This window comes from Anatilimnocola floriformis (assembly GCF_024256385.1).
In the GTDB taxonomy this organism is placed as follows: Bacteria; Planctomycetota; Planctomycetia; order Pirellulales; family Pirellulaceae; genus Anatilimnocola; species Anatilimnocola floriformis.
In genome coordinates this window covers 472,272-490,825 of sequence record NZ_JAMLFW010000001.1, presented here as the reverse complement: position 1 = coordinate 490,825, position 18,554 = coordinate 472,272, and the positions used below count along the sequence as shown (strand labels likewise).

Genomic DNA, 18,554 nt, shown 5'->3' with positions numbered 1-18,554 from the left:
GATCAGCCCATCATCCGTCGCGCGAGCGGCGAGTCTCTCCCAAGCCAGCGGCGACAAGCGAATGACGTGCCCTTCACCGGCGTGGGGTCGCGCAGCATAGAAGGCAGGCCCGGCTGCAGTGGTCAGCAGTACCGGCTCATCAGCTCGCAAGCCGAGCGCTGTGAAAATCGATTGAGGGACCTCGACCGATTCATCACTCAGCGACGAATCAATCACGCCGCGAGCCTGGCCGCTCCAATCGACTTTCTTCGAGTCCATCAGCAGACTGCCAACGCACATGGTGGCGACGTCGACCAACGGCCGGTTGCCGTCTCCCATGATCGCCCTTCTGCGCGGCAACATCTGATTGGCCTGCAGCGCGTCGATTCCTTCCTGCAATTCTCGCCGTTCGTTGCGAATGATGACTGGTGGCGCTTTGAGGTCGACGAGCTTGCGTAACCGATTTGCGCGATTGACGATGCGGCGGTAATGGTCGTTCAGATCCGAGGTCGCAAAGTTCCCATCGTCGAGTTGCACCAGCGGCCTGGTCCAAACTGGCGGCAGCAGAACTACATCCTGCACGATGTTTTGCGGCTGGCCGCGCAAACCGGCGGGCAAACGCTCGGGTGGAATCGCGCTCAGCAATTCGACAACGGCTGGCGCACCCGTCAACCAATCCTCGCTGATCGATTCCTGGTCCTTGAACTCTCGCCATTCATACCCGTCGGCCGTTTTCCGAATGTGGAGTTGGTAATCGACAAGCTTTTCGAGTTGCCGGGCTTTGATCTGCAGCAGTTCTTCCAGCAGCGACGGCTTGCCGATGCGCCACCAATACGGAATCACGCCGCAGCCCAGCTCGAAATGAGCAAAGCGATGAAGCTCCCAATCTTCGCCGTAAACCAGCGGGCACATAATGCCATGGCGCTCGGGCTTTAGGCTCCGATAATGGATCGTCTCTGGCTTGTTGATTTCGCCCGACGAACGGGCCAGCAGTTCCGCGCGCGACGCGGGGCGTATCGTCAGCGACGTAGGCTCTCCGCTCGAAAACTCGGGGACGAACCCCAGCGCCCACAGCTCACTGGCCAGCACATAGAGAGATGCCGGCGTCGACGGTGCGGGGAGCGCGGCTAGTTCGAAATTCGGCTTGCGCTGCGCAAGCTGAACGTTGAGATCGTCGGACTTCGTGGCAACAAATTCCGCGGCGAGAGCATTCAAGCCGCGCTCGCGCAACCAGCCAATGTGACCAACCGTGAGCACCGCCGGCTGCCGCGGATGAGGAGTTTTGATTCCGTCAGCCTCCCGATCGGCAAACGGTTGCCGGGAAATCAACGAACGTTCAGAACCTGCCGAAGCGAATGTCTGAAACGCCGCGACGTCGTTGTCCTTGCCGACATTCAACTCCTGGATGCCCGGTCCAAGGTGTGGCATCTGCTGCGACGAAATCACCAGGTCGGCGACTCGCTCACCGTCGCGGGGCATCTGCTCGTCAGGAAGAAACTCAGCGACGATTCCGAGCAGCTGCTCGCCCGCATTCGCGTCACGCACAAACAGCCGGTCGCCACCGGCAAGGGGCTGCTCGAGTCGCAACTGCACTTCGACAAGCTCCAGCACTCCGGGCGGAGCGCCGCGGCCGAGCTGCTTGCGTGTGCGGTGCTCGACACTGGCGACGACAGCGCCGCTCCAACTCGCCGGTGTGCGAACCGATTCATCGGCCACGGCCTGCAGCCCTGGCACGGCCTGCGTGTCGTGATGCACTCTCACTACGCTGATCAGCACATCGTCGGGCCCCAGCCGCGTCTCTGCCAGCACGATGCCGCGCGGATCGAGTTTGCCGATCTGCTCGGCAGTGAGAAATGGATTGTCGGGCGCTAGCCGCAGCAAGCCTTTGGGCACCTCGCGCAGCTCCTGCTGGATGCGGCCGATGTGCACCGACGTCAGCCGACCTTCAGCGAGCAAACCGCGCCGCACACTCACGCCGCGAGCGAGGGGCCGATCGTCGGAACACACGAGCAACGAACAAGCAGACTGTTCGTTCGGCAAGAGCGTCGCAGGTTGCATGGCAGGAATCCGCGGCTAGCAAAAAAAGAGGACGGATCGAATGATCCGTCCTCCGTGTTTTAACTAAATCGCGGGCGAAAAAGGACTAGTCTCCGCGGAGCTTGAGGTTCATCGCCGTCAGCTTTTCACGGACTTCGTTCAAGCTGGTCACGCCGAAGTTCTTGCATTCCAGCAGATCGTCGGCCGTCTTGCGGACGAGTTCGGCGATCAAGGTCAGACCAAGGCGGGCCATGCACTTGCGGGCACGCACCGACAGGTTGAGTTCCGAGATCGGCCGTTCGAGCAGAGCGGCTTCGTCGGGGGACATGTTCGAAGTGTCCATGGCCGGCTCGGGAGCGGCCTTCTCGGCGGCAAATTGGCCGAGTTCGAGACCCTTGCTGTGCAGCATGTCGCGAATCTCGACGAGCGAGGTTTCGCCGAAGTTCTTGCTGGCGAGCAATTCCGCTTCCGAGGTGCGAGTGAGATCGCCCAGCGTGCGGATGCCCATCTTTTGCAGGCAGTTGCGGCTGCGGACCGACAGTTCGAAATCGGTGACCGGCACATTCAGTATGGCGGCCAAACGGTCCTGGCGGCGTTGGGCTTCTTCGTCGAGCATCACGTTGCCCGAAGCCGAAGCATCCTTCAAATACAACCGGGCCCGCTGATGATCGGGATACGCGTCGAGCACGCGCTGGTAGCACATTTGAGCGCGATCGTACTGAGCCCGGTCTTCATACAGAATGCCGAGGTTCAGCAGAGCGCCCATGCTCGGCGGGAAAACCGAGACAGCCCGCTGATACAAACCGAGGGCCGTTTCGTCGTTGCCGCGGCGATCGTTTTCGGCAGCCAGACCGAACAGTGCACCAGGGTGACGGCCGTCGGCTTCGACAGCTCGTTCGAACAAGCGGCAGACTTCGACCGGGTTTCCGCACATGGCCGAAACCGTCGCACCACGCTGATACAGATATTCGGCGGTCTGTTCGACAGCACCCGACAGATGGTCGAGTGTATCGAGGGCCTTCTGCGGATTCTTTTGATAGCGATAGGCTTCAGCCGAAGCCAGCGCACAGTCGTCGGTGTTGTAACCGGCGGTCTTGGCTTTGTCATAAGCCTTGATCGCGTCGGCATAGTTGCCGAGGGCGAACTGGCTCTTGCCGAGATAGAAGTAGGCGGCAGCGCCACCATCGGCGTTGCTCAGCGTTTCGACGGCCAAGCGATAACGGCCGAGCAGGAAGTAGCAGGCTCCAAGGCGAACCTTCGAAGCGGGGGTCCGTTCTTCACGGCTCTCGAGTTCGGCGACTGCATCGCGCAGGACATTGTACTGCGAGTAGTCTTCAGCAATCGCTTGCTGAATCTGCGCGATTTCGCGCGGGCCAAACGAGCTGTTGGAAAGGACAATCTCGCGAAAATCTACGGCGACCACTGTCGACATCTGCCCGGGCCCTCACACCAAAACTGACTGCTAAACGAAAGGGCCAGCGGCGGGAGTCGAACCCGCAACCCCCGCATTACGAATGCGGTGCTCTGCCAATTGAAGCTACGCTGGCTTTGATTTCTTTTTCCGGAGCAGGTCGGCGCGCAAAGTGCCGACTGAGGAAACATTTAAAGCTAAACAGCCGGACACCGATCGTCAAGGGTAGGTTCGGGGTTGCGGGGCTGCCATTCCGCAAACATGGCAGCCAGGATCACTCGGCACTGCAGCTGTGCGAGCACACAGAAGTACCCCCTCTGCCATACCCCCGGAATATAACAGGCAATCAAAACTGCCGTTCGCAGCGCAAGCCGTTTTCTAGAAACGACTTAAAAAATAAAACAAGCAATATATTGCGGCCGGAATATTGCACCTTATTGCCCGCTAATTCGGGTGGAGTGGCCTGCACTATCCAGCAACGATCAGCCCCATTGTCATCTTTCGCTCTGCGAAAGATGAATAGAGGTCAAATCACCGCGCGCCAAGGAACGAGCCCCGCGAAGTTCCGATTTGGGCGAACAGCGCCGGGCGTATTCGGCGACCGTCTTCTCAACGACGCGATCCCCAAATCTCGCGAATCACATTACCTTCCACAAACGTAAGCCGCTCGGCCTCGATTTCGGCACTTTGACGAGAAGGCGAACTATTCACCCAAAACGTTCGAACGCCTAGAGACGCGGCATCGGGCGTGTGATGGCGAGCACTTCTTCGAGCACCAGGCCGTTGGTGGCGATGGCTTCGCCGGCGGTGATGGTGGGATTGCCTTGCCAGTCGGTGAACGTGCCGCCGGCTTCTTCGATGATGGGCTGCACGGCAGCGGCGTCCCAGACATTCAGCATGGGATCGACCATGATTTCGGCTCGGCCAGTGGCAACAAGCAGATAGCCGTAGCAATCGCCCCAGGTGCGGGTGATGTACGACGCGGCTTGCAGTTTTTCAAAGGCTTCCCAGGCGTTCCGTTTGCGGAAAGTGTCGACCTGCGAAGTAACGAAGCAACCGGTGTCGAGCTTGGCCCGCTTCGAGACATGGACCTGCGTCGGCTGGCTGTTGCCGCGGAAATGAAAGCAACCGCCGCCGTGGGCCGCGTACACACCTTCGTCGAGACCAGGGATATAAACGACACCGACCCAACTGCGGCCTGCGCGTTCGAGGCCAATCATCGTGCCATACATGGGCACACCGCTGATGAACGACTTCGTGCCGTCGATCGGATCGAGAATCCATCGCCAGCCGGTGGTTCCTTCGGTCGTGCCGAACTCTTCGCCGATGATGCCGTCATTCGGGAAGTACTTGCCGATGCGGTCGCGAATCAGAATCTCGGCGCTGCGGTCGGCGATGGTGACCGGCGACGAATCGCCTTTGCGCTCGACTTCGTAATTGGCTTGCTGAAAGTAGCCGAGCGTGAGTTGGCCGGCTTCGCGCGCCCAGGTAACGGCGGCGGCGAGCTTATCGGCAAGTTCATCTGCAGACGGTGTGTCGGACGGCGAATTAGCTGAATTACTCATGCCGCCAGCGTACCGCGATTACAGATCCACGCCCAGGGCGGCGGCGCGTTGCTTGAGCGCATATTGAAAGTAGAAAAACGGAAAATTAGGGCGTTGCTTCACGGCCCAGCGATAGGTGCTGAGGACCAGTTCGGGGCTAAGCGTATTGTTTTCGACGAGTTCGGCAACGTGCGCTACGAACTCAAACTCTTCAGGCCGGCGGCATTTCAAGCCAGCCCGCAGTCGGTCGTGCAGCGTGATCTGCTGTTGCTCTTGCGCGTGCGTCTCGGCCACCCCAACGACGCAGCCGACGGCGGCAATTGCGCCGAAAAATTGTGCTAACCAGTTTCTGCGGTGCATGTGTCACCCTGCGCGCAACGTGATCCCATAATTCGGTCAACGGCTGCGGTAAATACCCGAATATTTCAGCGCCAGCAAGGCCAATCTGTTCGGCTGGCTGAACGAGCATTCAGCGGGCTGAACAATTTTTTGCGCTGCAGCATCGTCGCGAAACGATCTGATTCAGCGGCTGAACGGCACAAAATTCTCTTGGCATTTTGTTCAATCCAGTCGGGGGAGTTGGAAAGCGAGCGCGGAATCGAATGGGCCGCTTCTAGCATTGGATTTGGTCGCAGCGATGACGCATGCGCCGGCCCGCACGGCAGCGGGTTGCAATCCCTAAATGCCTCTAGTGAGAAACCATCCATGACCAAGTCCGCCCGCCGCGCCGCCACGCGAATGCAAGCTCGCAAGAATCGTCAGATGTTTTTGGAAGGTCTTGAAACGCGTGACCTGATGGCGCCGTTGGTGGCCAATCCCAGCTTCGAACTGCCGCCGATTCCGGCCGGCTTTCCGGGGTACCAAGGAACGATTGCGGGTTGGACGCTGAATGGCTCGGGGCATGGCATTAATCCGGCTGCCGATAATAGCGCGCCGTTCCTGAATGGCCTGGCAGCGCCCGCTGGCTCGCGCGTCGCCTTTATTCAAGGTGGCGGCAATTCGATCTCGCAAAATGTGAGCGGCTTCGATGTCGGCCGAACCTACGAGCTGACACTGCAAATCAATGAGCGTGGTTCGGGCGCCGTCATCGCTCGGCCGTACGTGCGAGTCAATGGCAATATCGCGATCCCCGAGTTCGACCAAACTCGCGTCGCCAACTTCGTGACATTGAAGACGACCTTCGTGGCGACCAGCACCACCATGCCGATCGTGATCGGCAACGATGATCTGCTGCAGGCCGGCAGCACCACCGGCGACAACACGTTGCTGATCGACAATATTCAAATCAATGAAGTCGTGCCGGTTGCGAACTTCTCGTTCGAGTCGCCGCCGGAAGATCGGTCGGACAATCCATATCCTGGCTACGGCCCGATCACTGGCTGGAACTCGTCGAATCTCGCCCGAACGGGCATCACACCGTCGAACGACAACAACGGGGTGTTTCTCAACGGCAAGACTCCGCTCGACGGCACTGCCACTGCGCTGCTGCAAAACTTCACCGGCACGGCCAGCGTGAATATCAGCCAGAATGTCAGCGGGTTCGCCGTTGGTCAGACCTATGTGCTGGATTACTACGAAGCCGAACGCGGCAGCGGCGCTGTGATTGCTCGCCCGTATGCTCGCGTCGGTGGACAAATTGTGGTTGCCGAGCATGACCTGCGTTCGACCCCACAACAGTTTATTCGCGTGGTCAGCAAGCCGTTCGTGGCGACGTCTGCAACGATGTTGCTGGAACTGGGCAACAACGATCCGCTGCAAGCCGGCGACTCGACAGGCGACAACACTGTGCTGCTCGACCGCATCGTGATTCGCGCCGTACCGAATGCGACGACGGCCACGCTGTATGACGGCAGCTTCGAAACTCCGGTCAATCCTGGCAACGCCTTCAAGCAAGCCAATGGCACGGGCACGGGAACGCTCAGCGGTTCGCCGTGGACCTTCTCGGTCGGCGGCGGCATCTCGCGCAATGTGAGCGCCTTCCAAAATGGCGCGATCGCTGCCTTCGATGGCCAGCAATTCGCCATCCTGCAACATGCGGCCAGCTTCAGCCAAACGGTTTCTGGCTTCGTGCCAGGTAACACCTATTCGCTGAACTTCATGGCAGCGCGGCGCACGACGGATGCGAACACCTCCGATACCTACTCGGTGCTGCTCGACGGCTCGCCGATCTACACCGAAACCTGGTCGAATGCCGGCGGCACGAATCAGGCCTGGGTCGCCAAGTCGACTACGTTCGTCGCGACTAAGGATTCGTACGTCATGACGTTCGATTCGGCCGATCAGCCCGGCGATGAAACCACGTTCATCGATAACATTCAACTGTCGCTCGCCAGCCAGCCTGACTTTGGCGATGCTCCCGATTCCTATGGAACGCTGCTGGCCAGCAATGGGCCGCGGCATGCTGTTTCTACTGCGCTGCGCTTGGGCGCGACCGTCGACGGGGAAACCGACGGCGCGCCAAGCGTTGGCGCGATCGGCGATGGCGCTGATGAAGACGGCGTGACGATTTCGCCGATCGTGGCCAATGGCACGACGACGATTGTGGCGAATGTGACCGGCGGTTCGGGCTTCCTCAATGCTTGGATCGACTGGAATCACGACGGCGACTTCGGCGATGCGGGCGAACAAGTTGTCATCAACCAAGCCGTCATTACCGGCGCGAACAGCATCAATGTGCCGGTTCCCGCTGCGGCTGCCGTGGGTGCTGCAACGACGACCTATGCTCGCTTCCGTTTGACCTCGGTGAGTGGCACTGGTTCGACGGGCCTCGCCCTCGATGGCGAAGTCGAAGATTATGCAGTCACGCTCAATCCGGCGCGGACGGGCGTGTACGTCGATCCGACCTACACGACCTATGGCGTTGATCCCGATGGCGCTGGCCCGGCCACTTCGGTGGGCTTCGATGCGTTTCCCGCTTACACGCCCGCCATCGCGGTGCTGCAAGCCGGCGGCACGATCATCGCCAATGCCGGCACCGTGGTTGAGAACGTCACGATTCCGCGCAGCTTGACCATCGATGGCGCCGGAACCGGCGTATCGATCATTCAAGGCAATGTCTCGACGACTGGCGCTCTGATGGGTGTCACGTTGCGTGAGTTCAGCATCAGCGGTGGCGCGCTCAGCGTGCCAGGCGGCGCTGGTGTTGGCGTGCTCAACCTGTTCGACATTGGCGGCGGCACGGGCAACAGCATCGCCGGAACGGTGGGGACGATCAACCTCACCACGACCGACGGCGCCGACACGGTGAACTTCAACGGCGTGGGGGCTGGCGGCACTTTTAGCACCAACAAGCTGAACAGCGTGGCCTTCACGGCTGGTTCGATTGGAACCGTCAATATCTTCACGTTCCAAACGGCTGCCGATGTTTCCGACAGCATCACGGTTGCTCCCGATGAAAACACCGCGGTGAATGTCTCGGCTGGCAGCCCGGTGTCGCCGACGATCGGCGACGTACTCAATCTCAATCTCGCCTCGATCGCGCCGCCGTTGGTGGTGAGCGCAACCGCGAATGGCTCGCTGGCGGTCAGCGGCCGGGCGCCGGTGTCGTGGCTGTGCATCGAAGATATCGATATCAGCGGCGTGCCGAACATTCCAAACATTAACCTCGGCGACGTTTATGCACTCGCTACCAACGGCTCGGATCCAATCACGCTATCGCGCGGTCCTGGTGCGAACGACGTGCGCGTGCGGATCGGTTCGATGGTCACGCCGCCGTTGCAGCCGACGGGCAAGGTGATTGTCCATGCGGGCGACGGCAACGACACGATCAATGCCTCGAACATGACGTTGCCTGTCGAAATTCTCGGTCAGGGTGGCGACGACTATATCAGCGGCGCTGCGGGGAACGACCTGCTGGTTGGTGGAGCGGGGAACGACCGCATCAACGGCTCGATTGGCGACAACATCATCTGGGGCGATAACGTCGGTGAGCAGGACCTAGTGGTCGGCGGCAACGACACGCTCAGCGGCCTGGGTGGCAACGACATCTTCTACGGTGGCGGCGGCGACGACCTGATCAGCGCCGGCGGCGGAAATGACTACGCCTATGGCGGTGAAGGCAACGACACGCTGCAAGGAAACGACGGCGACGATCGCCTGTACGGCGGCAACGGCAACGATGTGATCGGTGGCGGCGCTGGCAATGACCTGATCAGTGGCGGCGGCAACGCCGACGCCCTGTATGGCGACAGCGGCAACGACGTGATCTTCGGCGGCGCTGGCGCTGACAATCTCAGCGGCAGCGATGGCAATGATCTGCTCGTTGCCGGCTCGGTTTCGAACGAACTGAGCAGCACGGTGAACGATGCCAACGACACGGCTCTTATCGCCTTGCTGAGCACTTGGGGCGGCAGCGGCTCGAACCGTACCGGCCTCGGTGCGATCACGCAAGGAACCGACATCGACACGCTCGGCGGCGGCGCTGGCGACGATGACTTCAGCCTCGTCCTCGGCACCGACATCCTGGTCGACTTCACTCCGCCAGGTGATGAAACGTTCTAAGGAACGCATCTCGCCAAACAGCCTCTCCTCGGTCCAGCGAGGAGAGGCGAAGCCGCAGCGCAGCCGCGGTTGGTTTATTTCGCAAACTCATAGCTGCTGAGCTTGGCATTCTTCTCGTCGAGCAGCTTTTCGTTCGGCTGACCGCGGACATGGCGATCGAAGAAGGCAACGCTGTAATCGAGCATGAGTTGGGCGTTGCCACTGCTCACGGCATCGGTCGTCGTTTTGCCGAGCGCGATCAGATTGGTCCAGCCGAAGTGCGTTTCGTTCTTGAGGACCAGGTTGTACTTCGGGCCGGTAAGTTTCTGATAAACACCGGGGACCAACGGCGTGATGCCCCAGTCGAGTGTGCCGCCCTGAAACATCACGGGCGTTCTCACATCGGCCAGGTTGCCTTGCGTGAGATAAGGGGCGGCAAACGGCGAAAGGGCGAGCGCGGCTTTGATTCGCTTGTCCTTCGCTTTCTCCCAACCGCCAATCAAACCAAGCGCGGTGTAACCACCCAGTGAATGACCCGCGATACCGATGGCCGTTTTGTCGACGTGCTGGTTCCAGGCCGAACCGGCTTGCTGACTTTCCTTCTGCAAGTAATCGAGCAGCGCGACTACATCTTCGCGGCGGTCGCGGAACTTGTCTTCTGTCCAACTCTTGGCATCACCAAAATTCGGCGCGGGGATCGGCTTCTCGCGTTTGGCCAGCAAGCCATCGGCGTGGCCGATGGCAGCGACAATGTAGCCGCGACGCGCGAGCCCTTCGGTGAGAAAGATCGATTGATCGGGCATGCCCAGGAAGCCGTGCGAAAACAAGATTACCGGATGCACTCCGTCGCTGACCGGACTGTCCGCGGCGACAAAACCGATCTGGCCGCGATAGTTGTGTTGCGCCGCGACAGTGCTGGTGGGATACCAGATCAGTACTGAACGGGTGCGCTGCGACTTATCGGCTGCCTCATAACTGATCGATGTCTTACGAAAGCCGACATGATTTTCGCCGTCGGCAGGGACATAGTTAGCCAGCACGGGGTCGGCTGCCCTGGTTGTGGTCAAGCCAACGATGAGGCAGATCAACAGGCCGAGCGTGAGACTAGTCGAACTCTTCATAGACACGCCATTCCAGAAAGCCTTGAGATTGGTGAATATTCTACCCGGCGAAGTACGAACAGGGTTTCGCCAATATCCAATATGATGAATACTCCCCAGCGCATTCCTTGACACTCAGTTCCGCGCCGGCCAAACTCGGTGCTTCAGTTGAACTTGTGTTGCCTTTGTAGTGCGATTGCGGCTACCCCAGAAAGCAAGCGCCGGCATGACTTCAGTGGAACCGCTCACCAGGCGTCCTCCGGCGACGGAATCTGCCGTCGCCCTGACCAATCTGGGGTGGCGCGCCTTGGAACTCGGCGAGCCGCAGCAGGCCGTGCAGCACTTTCGCCGGGCGCTGCGACTGCGGCCCGATTATGCTCGGGCCCGTTCGGGAATTGTCGAAGCGCTCAAGGCCCGCAGTCCGCTCTATCGGCGGTTGCTCACCACGACCTTCTGGCTGGCCCGTCTTTCGCCCGCGGTGCAAACCGCCATCATGCTGATTGCGTTTCTGCTGTTGCGATTGCTGAAAGTGATCGTTGGCGAAAACCCCACCTGGGCCCCCGCCCTCGCGCCACTGTCACTCGGGCTCTTCTTATCTTGCATCCTGTTGGGGCTGGCGTCGCCGCTGTTCGATCTGTTGCTGCGGATCGATCCGGTCGGCGAAAAATCGCTCGACGACGATCAACGCCGCGGCGCAAACTTGCTCCTCTGGAGCCTGGTTGCGCCCGTGCCGCTGCTCCTCTGGTTTGCCATCACGCGCAATGGCCTGGGAATCGTCGCGTGCTGCTTTTTGCAGTTCGCCGCCTTGCCTGCCTCGGCCATCTATCGCTGCGTGCCGGGTTGGCCGCGGTGGCTGATGATTGCTGTGAACGTTGCGGTTCTGGCAACGATCGCGCCGCTGATCGCAGGCGCGCTGGCCGCTAACTGGCCGGATGACTTGCGCGTGCAGTGGATCAAGTACAACGTCTTCGCGCTGATCATCGCCCAACTCACGGCCACCATCCTGCTCATGATCCGCGGACGGAAGTAGCGTGCGGCGACAATGGATTACTGCCCTGCCTTCGGGAAGATCGAGGGCATCATCGGCAGTTTCCAATTGCTGAACGGCGATGCTGCGGCGGCAGGCGCGGGACCAACCGTCGCTGCGGCAGCAGCCGGCGTGGGCGTGCTTGCCGGAGCTTCGCCGGGCGGCGTGGTGGCGGGTTGTGTCGCGGCCGTTGTTGTGTCGGCCGGTTTGCTGGCGACGGCGACTGGCGTCGGCGGCGCGGGGTCGATGTTGGCGCCGAGGGCGAACATCTCTGGGGCTTTTTCGTACAGCTTCATGGCTTCGGGCACGAGCGTGGCCAGGTCGGCAGCGCGGCGGGCGTCGCTCGGATGTGTCGACATGAACTCCATTGTCTTTTCACCCTGCTTGAGCGAGCCGAAGCGTTGCCAGAAGCGGGGCGCTTCGCGCGGGTCGTAACCCGCGCGGGCCATCATCATCAAACCGATGTGATCGGCTTCCGATTCGTGAGCGCGGCTGTATGGCAAGAGCACGCCGTACTGCGAACCCAAGCCGTAAGCCTGCATCACGATGTCTTTGCGAGTCTGCTCCTGGTTTTGCATGACCCACGACACGGCTTGCTTAGCGCCATCGACGGCCATGTTCTGGCTCATCCGTTCGCCGCCGTGGCGGGCAATTGCGTGACCGATTTCGTGCGACATCACCACGGCCAGTCCGGCCTCGGTGGCGCAGATCGGAATGATCCCTTCATAGACAGCCACCTTGCCGCCAGGGAGACAGAAGGCGTTCTGCTCTTGGGAGGCGATGACTTTGAATTCCCATTGATAGTCGGGCTTGCCGGCGACGGCAGCGATCCGTTGACCGACGCGCTGCACCAGTTCGTTGTACTGCGCGTTCTGCGACGGCGTCTCTTTGGCCGCCACGTCGTTAAACGCGGTCAGCCCCATGCTCACTTCCTGCGATTCGGGCATGAGCAGCATTTGCTTGCGACCAGTCACCGGCGCACTCTGGCAGCCAGCGAGCACCACGCAACTGAGCGACATGCATCCAAGCAACAGCAGTGAACCAATCTGCAACTTCATCGCCGTATCATCCTGGGCCAGTATCCTTCCGGCACGACTAGATAGATCAATTTCGGCCGGGATGATCGCAGAAGTTCAGTTTTGCGGAAGAGCAACCGCTGCTGCGCCAGCACTGCTGGCGCAATCTGAGCTTTTCAACAGCCGCCAGCGGATATAATGAGAGTTGAAACCCTCATCCCAAAATCCTAAGTCTCCCAGTTCCCCATGCCCATTTACGTTTACGAAGTCATCACTGACGACGACTCGGGCGAGCAGTTCGAGATTTTTCAAAGCATGGCCGAAGAGCCGCTGAAGAAACACCCCGAGACCGGTCAGCCGATTCGGCGTGTCTTTCAGGCCCCGGCCATCGGCGGCAAGTGGTCCGATTCGGCGATGGGAAAATCGGTGAAGGATGACAAGAAGCTCGACCGCCTGGGTTTCACCAAATATGTGAAGTCGGGTGATGGAACGTACGAGAAGACGGCCGGCAAAGGGCCGGATGTCATCTCGCGCGATGCGCCGATTTCGCCCGGCGATTTGTAAACAGCCCGCAGTGAGCAACCTGGAAGGAGCACCGCGTGGGCTGGCTGGATTATTTCTTCGGACCGCCGGGCAAAGATGCGTTCGCGCAGCTCGTGCTGGCCGAAATCGCCAAGGCCAAGATCGAAGGGCAACTCACCTACGACGCCGAGCAGTTTTATCTGCATCGTCAGGAGGGCGGGTTTGTGAACCTGGCCCACATCTATCGTGAGTATTGCGAAGCGCCGCGCAAAAAGCGGGCCACCGTGCTGCAGCAGTTCATCAAAGGTTCGCTCGCCACGCGCGGCTTTGAGATTCCCGCCGATTTTGACGACGTGCAGCCCGACTTGTTGCCGATCGTGCGCTCACGATACACGCTCGAGTCGGTCCGCCTGCAAGCCGAGCTCCGCGGCACGCCGCAGTACGATATTCCGCAGCAACTCGTCGGCGATCATCTGGCCCTGTCGCTCGTTTATGACCTGCCCCACACGATGCGTTCAATCGGTCAGGAGGAACTCGATACCTGGAATGTTTCGTTTTACGAAGCAATCGAAGCCGCTCGCCACAATCTGGCCGCGATGAACAACTTTGCCGTGGCTTCGCTCGACGACCGCGTCTTCGTCACGGCGACCGGCGACAACTACGATGCCTCGCGCATGTTGCTGACCGATGTCATTCGCACGTTTCCCGTCCGCGGCCAGCCCGTGGCGATGGTCCCCAATGCCGACACGGTGTTGATCACCGGCCACGACGACGCCGAGGGACTGCAACTGCTCGCCAACCTGGCCGCCGAAGCTTTTCAAAAACCGAAGCCGATCTCGGGTGCACTGGTCAAGCTCACCGATGATGAATGGCAATCGTGGCTGCCGGAGACCGACTCGCCTGCTTACAAACGGCTGCACGAACTCCTGCTGCGCAGCCACAGCGTGGAATATGCCGGTCAAAAAGAACTGCTCGATCAGTTGCATGCTTCCCGCAACCAGGATCTCGTGGTCCCAGCATTCAACGCGATGCAAGAAAACCCCTCAGGCCGAATGACCAGTTACTGCGTCTGGCAGCGCGGCCTTCGCCTGCTACTGCCGGTTGCCGAGGAAGTCTTCTTCATGGGGGGCGATGCCCAATCGCCAGAACTCCTCGCCCGCGCGCCGTGGGAACGCGTGCAACAAATCGTCGGGGAGCTGATGCACGAGGAAGAAGCCTATCCACCGCGCTGGCGCGTGGAGAAATTTCCGGGCGAGCACGAGCTGAGTTTGCTAGGCAAGGGATAACCGCAACCCATAGTCGCCGATTTCTCGGAAATCGTTTTTTGGCAATCCCGTGAACTCGCCGAACCAGCCGTCATTTTCGGCGAAAAAAGCCGATTTTGTCGCCGGTTTCTCGAAAATCGGCGGGCCGGATAAATCGCCCGCATCGTATTCACCGTCTATACTACTAGGCATGGCCTGCGGTCTGCGCTTAGCGCTCCGAGGCCGGCAGGGGCGACAACGCAGCGGAAGAACGGCAATGGCAACTGGCTTCGTAAAACCACCGGTGCTGGCGAATCCGACTCCACCTCCCATCGGCGAATCCGACCGGGTGATTCAGTCGCAGCTCCGTCGCGCCGGCCAGTTCGTGCGCTGGGTCGAAGCCGGCAGCCAACTCCTCACGCTGCTCGTCGGCACCCTCGTTTTCTTTCTCGTCGCCGCCTTCATCGATCACTGGATTCTGTCGCTCGGTTGGTTCGGCCGTTGGATGCTCTGCTTGACGTTTATGGGTGGCAGCGGTTGGTTTGTGATCACCCGGATCTTGCCGTTGATGATTCGCGCGGTGAATCCTGCTTACTCGGCCCGCGCCATCGAAGAAGCCACGCCGTCGCTGAAGAACAGCCTGCTGAATTTCATTCTGCTCAAGGATGATCACGCCGGGGTCAAAGACTCCGTGATGCACGCCATTCAGGTGCAAGCCGCCAGTGATATCAGCGGTGTGGAAGTCGAAACGACCATCGACCGTGCTCCGCTGATTCGCATCGGCTACATCCTCTGCGGAGTGATGGCCGTGGTCGCGCTCTACAAGATCGCCTCGCCGAAGGATCCGTTTCAAACCGCGGCCCGCGTCGTTGCTCCCTGGGCCGATCTCGCTCGGCCTTCGCGCGTGTTGATTCGCGAAGTGCAACCGGGCCATGCTTCGGTCTATCTCGGCTCGACGGTTGAGGTGACTGCCGACGTGCAAGGTGCTCGCGGCGCCGATGCGGTGCGACTGATTTATTCGACGGCTGACGGCCAAGTGTCGGAACGCGTCGTCGTGATGAAGAACACCAGCGGCGGCAATCACTACGTCGGCAAGTTGCCGGCGGCGGATAGCCCGCAGCCGATGGGCCGCAGTGGTTTGCAACAAGGCGTGCAGTATCGAGTCGAGGCCGGCGATGCGATTTCGTCGATCTACGAAATTCGAGTTCGCCAGGCTCCGACGATTGCCGTGGAGAAGGCCGATCTGAATTTTCCCGCCTACACGCTGAAGGCCCCGCAGTCGCAGCCCAGTGGTGAAATCAAAGCGCTCGAAGGGACTCGCGTCACGATTCACGCGCGGGCCAATCAACCGATCAAGTCGGCTTATCTTGAGTTCGATCCCAAGCCCGGCCGCGCGAGCGAAACCGTTCCGCTGCAAGCCAACGGCGACACCGCCAGCGGCGGTTTCACGCTGCAATTAAAAGCCGATCGCACCACTCCCTGGCGTGAGAGTTATCAAGTCCGCTTCGCCAACGAGCAAGGCGAAATCAGTGAGCAGCCCGTGCTGCACAAGCTGGAAGTCGTCGCCGATCTGCCGCCGGAAGTTGAGATTCTCCAGCCGCGATTGCAGAAGCTCGATCTGCCCGAAGACGGCCGGCTGACGATCGAAGCCCGCGGCGTGGACCCCGATTTTGCTCTCTTCGATTTGCACATTGCGGCAAAGTCGCATGCGGGCGAACTCTTCCGCAAGTCGCTGCTGCCGGTCGGTGCGCCGCAATCGCAGGCCAGCGGCAAGTTTGAATTCATCCCCGCCGACTACAACCTCAAGGCCGGCACGGTTGTCACTTATCAAGCCGTCGCCATCGACAATCGACGCGACCCTGTCTCTGGTCAGCCACAGCCGGGCCGAGCGCAAACTCCGGAATACACGATCAACATCATTCCGTCACGGAAACAGAATCCGAACGACGCGCAGAACCCTGACAAGCAGAATCCTAACAACGCGCCGCAGAACAATCCCGATCAACCCAAGCCGGGCGAGAATCCACAGCAACCCAAACCGAACGAAAATAAGGCGAATCCACAACAGCCCAACGATCAGCGGTCAAATGATCAATCCAAGCCAATGCCGGGCGAAAATAATCCGCCGCCGATGCCAGGTGAGAACCCCGCCCAGCAGGAACAGAACGGCGGTAATAAAAATCAGCAACCCAACGGCAACGATCAACAACCGCAGCCGAACAAGCCCCAACCAAAAAAACCTGACGACAAACAGCCGCCGAACAACAACAGCAGTCAGCAGCAAAAGGGCGGCAGCGGAGAAGGCAAAGGAAATTCGTCGAGCGATGGTTCGGGCAACAACGCGCAGCCTGGCAGTGGCGGCGGCCAGCCGAACAACAATCGGCAGCCGAACGACCAATCGCCGATGGGCGGCGCGCAGCAAAACAACGGCGGCGAAAACAGTGGCCAGAACCAACCGGGCGGACCAAATCAGGCTGGCGGTCAGAGCCAGCCCGGTGGCAACAACGCCGGCGGTGACCAGAGCAACAACGGCCAAGAGAACAATCAGAACAATTCCGAAGGTGAATTTGGCGGTAACTCGAACGTTCGTCCCGGCAACAACAGCGGGCAATCGGGCAAGCCGCAGCACGACGGCGATAAGTTCGAAAAGTTTCTCGAAGAATTGAAAAAGCAGCACGACCAAGAGAAGAAGAACGGCAGCGGCGGCCAGCAAGCGCCGAACCCACAGCCCAATCAACTCAAGCCCGATAGTCAGAGCGGCAAACCGGGCGATCAAAACAACGGCTCGGGGACCGGTCAGAACTCACCCGATCAAGGACCGACCGAGCAGCAGCTCAAAGAGCTCGAGAAGATGGTGAAGGATCACCAAGCCAAGGAGAACGGCGACAACCAGGGTCCAAACAGCCAAGAGCAAAAGGCTCCGCCGAACGGCCAGCCTGCTGGCTCGTCGCAGCAACAACCGGGTCAGCCGAATGGCCAACCGATGCCCGGCGCGAACGGCGAACCGAATCAAGGGACTGGTCAGCCGATGAATCCGATGGGGCAAGGCAATCAAGCGAAGCCCGAGCAAGGCAAGCCCGAAGCCAATCCGCAAAACGGTGGCGCGCAGAACCAACAGAATCCCAAGCCGAACGAAGGTGGTTCGCCGCAAGGCCCACCGCGCAACGAAGGCGAACCGCAGCAGCCCATGCCCAAGTCGGGCGAGCAGAAGAATCCCGGCGCAGCTCAAAACAGTAACCCAGGGAACGGTGGTGAGCAGTCGAAGGATCCAACTGGTTCGGCTCAGCAGAACGATCAGAAGCAAGGCAAGCCGAAGGAATCGTCTGGCAGTAACGAAGGCAATTCCAAAACTAACGAAGCCAGTGCTCCCGGTCAGAAGCCCAATAACTCAAACACCAAGGGCGGTTCATCGGGCGATCAAAAAGGCCAAGGCAAACAAGGAGCCGGCACCAGCGGCGGTGCTCCTGGCAACGACTCAGCCGGCGGCAGCACCCCCGGCGAGGAAGGGGCCGGCAAGGCCAACGAACAAGGCAAAGGCGAAACCGGCAACAAAGCGGGCAAGGGTCCCGAAGCGGCCGGCAAGACCGGTCAATCCGGCGGCAAGAATCCAGGCGAAGGATCGAGCACGAAGCCCGGCGAAAAAGGAAACGAAACCGGTAAAGGTGGCGAGTCGAGCAAGAAGCCGGGCGAAAAAGGAAAGGGCGAACCCGGCGGCAGCAGTGGCGGTGGCGATCGCGCGGGACCGGCTGGCAAGCCGACCGGCGATGGCAGCGGCGGCGATCGGAGCGGCCAGGGAATCACAAACAAGAGCGACGACGTCGCCGACGAAGCCAACTTGAATTACACCAAGCGTGTGACCGATCTCGTGCTGCAGTCGCTCCGCGACCAGGAACACAACCCCGATCCGGAACTCGCCAAGCGGACCGGCCTCACGCCGCAGGAGTTGCAGGAATTTGCCCGCCGCTGGAATCAGCTAAAGAAGGATGCCGAAGCCGATCCGGCCAAGGCCCGCGAGCTCGACGAAGCCCTCCGTTCGCTCGGCATGCGTGATCCCAAGAATCGCCGCCGCAGCGAATCGACCACCGATAAGCAACGCGACCTCCGCGATGCCGGCGGTCGGACCCAAGCGCCGAGCAAGTACCGCGAACAGTTCGAGCAGTTCCGCAAGAGCTCGGGTGGAAAGTAGTGTAGTCGC

General features: G+C 60.3%; 10 protein-coding genes, 1 tRNA gene and 1 pseudogene. 5 read left to right on the top strand and 7 right to left on the bottom strand.

Annotated features, from left to right (window positions below; translation table 11 throughout):
- Nucleotides 1–306: 306 nt before the first annotated feature.
- The 5 genes and pseudogenes from M9Q49_RS01910 to M9Q49_RS01890 form a co-directional block, all read right to left on the bottom strand.
- Nucleotides 307–2,037 (bottom strand): annotated as a pseudogene (locus M9Q49_RS01910) (hypothetical protein); the annotation flags it as partial.
- A gap of 85 nt (nucleotides 2,038–2,122) precedes the next feature.
- Nucleotides 2,123–3,448, bottom strand: a complete 1,326-nt coding sequence (locus M9Q49_RS01905) for a DNA-directed RNA polymerase subunit alpha C-terminal domain-containing protein (RefSeq protein WP_254506954.1) — start codon at nucleotides 3,446–3,448, stop codon at nucleotides 2,123–2,125.
- 41 nt (nucleotides 3,449–3,489) lie between these two features.
- Nucleotides 3,490–3,563 (bottom strand) — tRNA-Thr (locus M9Q49_RS01900).
- A gap of 592 nt (nucleotides 3,564–4,155) precedes the next feature.
- Nucleotides 4,156–4,992, bottom strand: coding sequence for a histidinol-phosphatase (hisN, locus tag M9Q49_RS01895; protein ID WP_254506953.1), 837 nt, complete (start codon nucleotides 4,990–4,992; stop codon nucleotides 4,156–4,158).
- Between the two features lie 18 nt (nucleotides 4,993–5,010).
- Nucleotides 5,011–5,331, bottom strand: a complete 321-nt coding sequence (locus M9Q49_RS01890; RefSeq protein ID WP_254506952.1) for a hypothetical protein — start codon at nucleotides 5,329–5,331, stop codon at nucleotides 5,011–5,013.
- Nucleotides 5,332–5,676: 345 nt separating this feature from the next.
- Here M9Q49_RS01890 and M9Q49_RS01885 point away from each other — a divergent pair, with 345 nt between their 5' ends.
- Nucleotides 5,677–9,471, top strand: a complete 3,795-nt coding sequence (locus tag M9Q49_RS01885) for a GEVED domain-containing protein (protein WP_254506951.1) — start codon at nucleotides 5,677–5,679, stop codon at nucleotides 9,469–9,471.
- Nucleotides 9,472–9,545: 74 nt separating this feature from the next.
- Here M9Q49_RS01885 and M9Q49_RS01880 read toward each other — a convergent pair whose 3' ends face one another.
- A complete protein-coding gene (locus M9Q49_RS01880) occupies nucleotides 9,546–10,571 on the bottom strand; it encodes an alpha/beta hydrolase family protein (protein ID WP_254506950.1) in 1,026 nt (341 codons plus the stop codon).
- Between the two features lie 205 nt (nucleotides 10,572–10,776).
- Between M9Q49_RS01880 and M9Q49_RS01875 the strand changes: the two genes are divergently transcribed.
- Nucleotides 10,777–11,580, top strand: coding sequence for a tetratricopeptide repeat protein (locus tag M9Q49_RS01875; protein WP_254506949.1), 804 nt, complete (start codon nucleotides 10,777–10,779; stop codon nucleotides 11,578–11,580).
- Nucleotides 11,581–11,597: 17 nt separating this feature from the next.
- Here M9Q49_RS01875 and M9Q49_RS01870 read toward each other — a convergent pair whose 3' ends face one another.
- Entirely contained in the window at nucleotides 11,598–12,635 is a 1,038-nt protein-coding gene (locus tag M9Q49_RS01870) for a M48 family metallopeptidase (RefSeq protein WP_254506948.1), read from the bottom strand.
- A gap of 204 nt (nucleotides 12,636–12,839) precedes the next feature.
- Here M9Q49_RS01870 and M9Q49_RS01865 point away from each other — a divergent pair, with 204 nt between their 5' ends.
- From M9Q49_RS01865 to M9Q49_RS01855, 3 genes are all read left to right on the top strand, one after another.
- Complete coding sequence (locus M9Q49_RS01865) at nucleotides 12,840–13,157, top strand: FmdB family zinc ribbon protein (protein WP_254506947.1); 318 nt, start codon at nucleotides 12,840–12,842, stop codon at nucleotides 13,155–13,157.
- Between the two features lie 35 nt (nucleotides 13,158–13,192).
- Nucleotides 13,193–14,401 carry a DUF1444 family protein gene (locus M9Q49_RS01860; RefSeq protein WP_254506946.1) on the top strand — a complete coding sequence of 403 codons (1,209 nt, stop codon included), beginning with the start codon at nucleotides 13,193–13,195 and terminating at the stop codon, nucleotides 14,399–14,401.
- Between the two features lie 235 nt (nucleotides 14,402–14,636).
- Nucleotides 14,637–18,545 (top strand): hypothetical protein, encoded by a 3,909-nt coding sequence (locus M9Q49_RS01855; RefSeq protein ID WP_254506945.1) that lies wholly within the window; start codon nucleotides 14,637–14,639, stop codon nucleotides 18,543–18,545.
- The last annotated feature ends 9 nt before the right edge of the window (nucleotides 18,546–18,554 follow it).

Coding starts and splice junctions, on each gene's coding strand:
- M9Q49_RS01905 (WP_254506954.1), bottom strand. CDS start 3,448: ATGTCGACAGTGGTCGCCGTAGATTTTCGCGAGATTGTCCTTTCCAAC.
- M9Q49_RS01855 (WP_254506945.1), top strand. CDS start 14,637: ATGGCAACTGGCTTCGTAAAACCACCGGTGCTGGCGAATCCGACTCCA.
- M9Q49_RS01865 (WP_254506947.1), top strand. CDS start 12,840: ATGCCCATTTACGTTTACGAAGTCATCACTGACGACGACTCGGGCGAG.
- M9Q49_RS01885 (WP_254506951.1), top strand. CDS start 5,677: ATGACCAAGTCCGCCCGCCGCGCCGCCACGCGAATGCAAGCTCGCAAG.
- hisN (WP_254506953.1), bottom strand. CDS start 4,992: ATGAGTAATTCAGCTAATTCGCCGTCCGACACACCGTCTGCAGATGAA.
- M9Q49_RS01870 (WP_254506948.1), bottom strand. CDS start 12,635: ATGAAGTTGCAGATTGGTTCACTGCTGTTGCTTGGATGCATGTCGCTC.
- M9Q49_RS01890 (WP_254506952.1), bottom strand. CDS start 5,331: ATGCACCGCAGAAACTGGTTAGCACAATTTTTCGGCGCAATTGCCGCC.
- M9Q49_RS01875 (WP_254506949.1), top strand. CDS start 10,777: ATGACTTCAGTGGAACCGCTCACCAGGCGTCCTCCGGCGACGGAATCT.
- M9Q49_RS01880 (WP_254506950.1), bottom strand. CDS start 10,571: ATGAAGAGTTCGACTAGTCTCACGCTCGGCCTGTTGATCTGCCTCATC.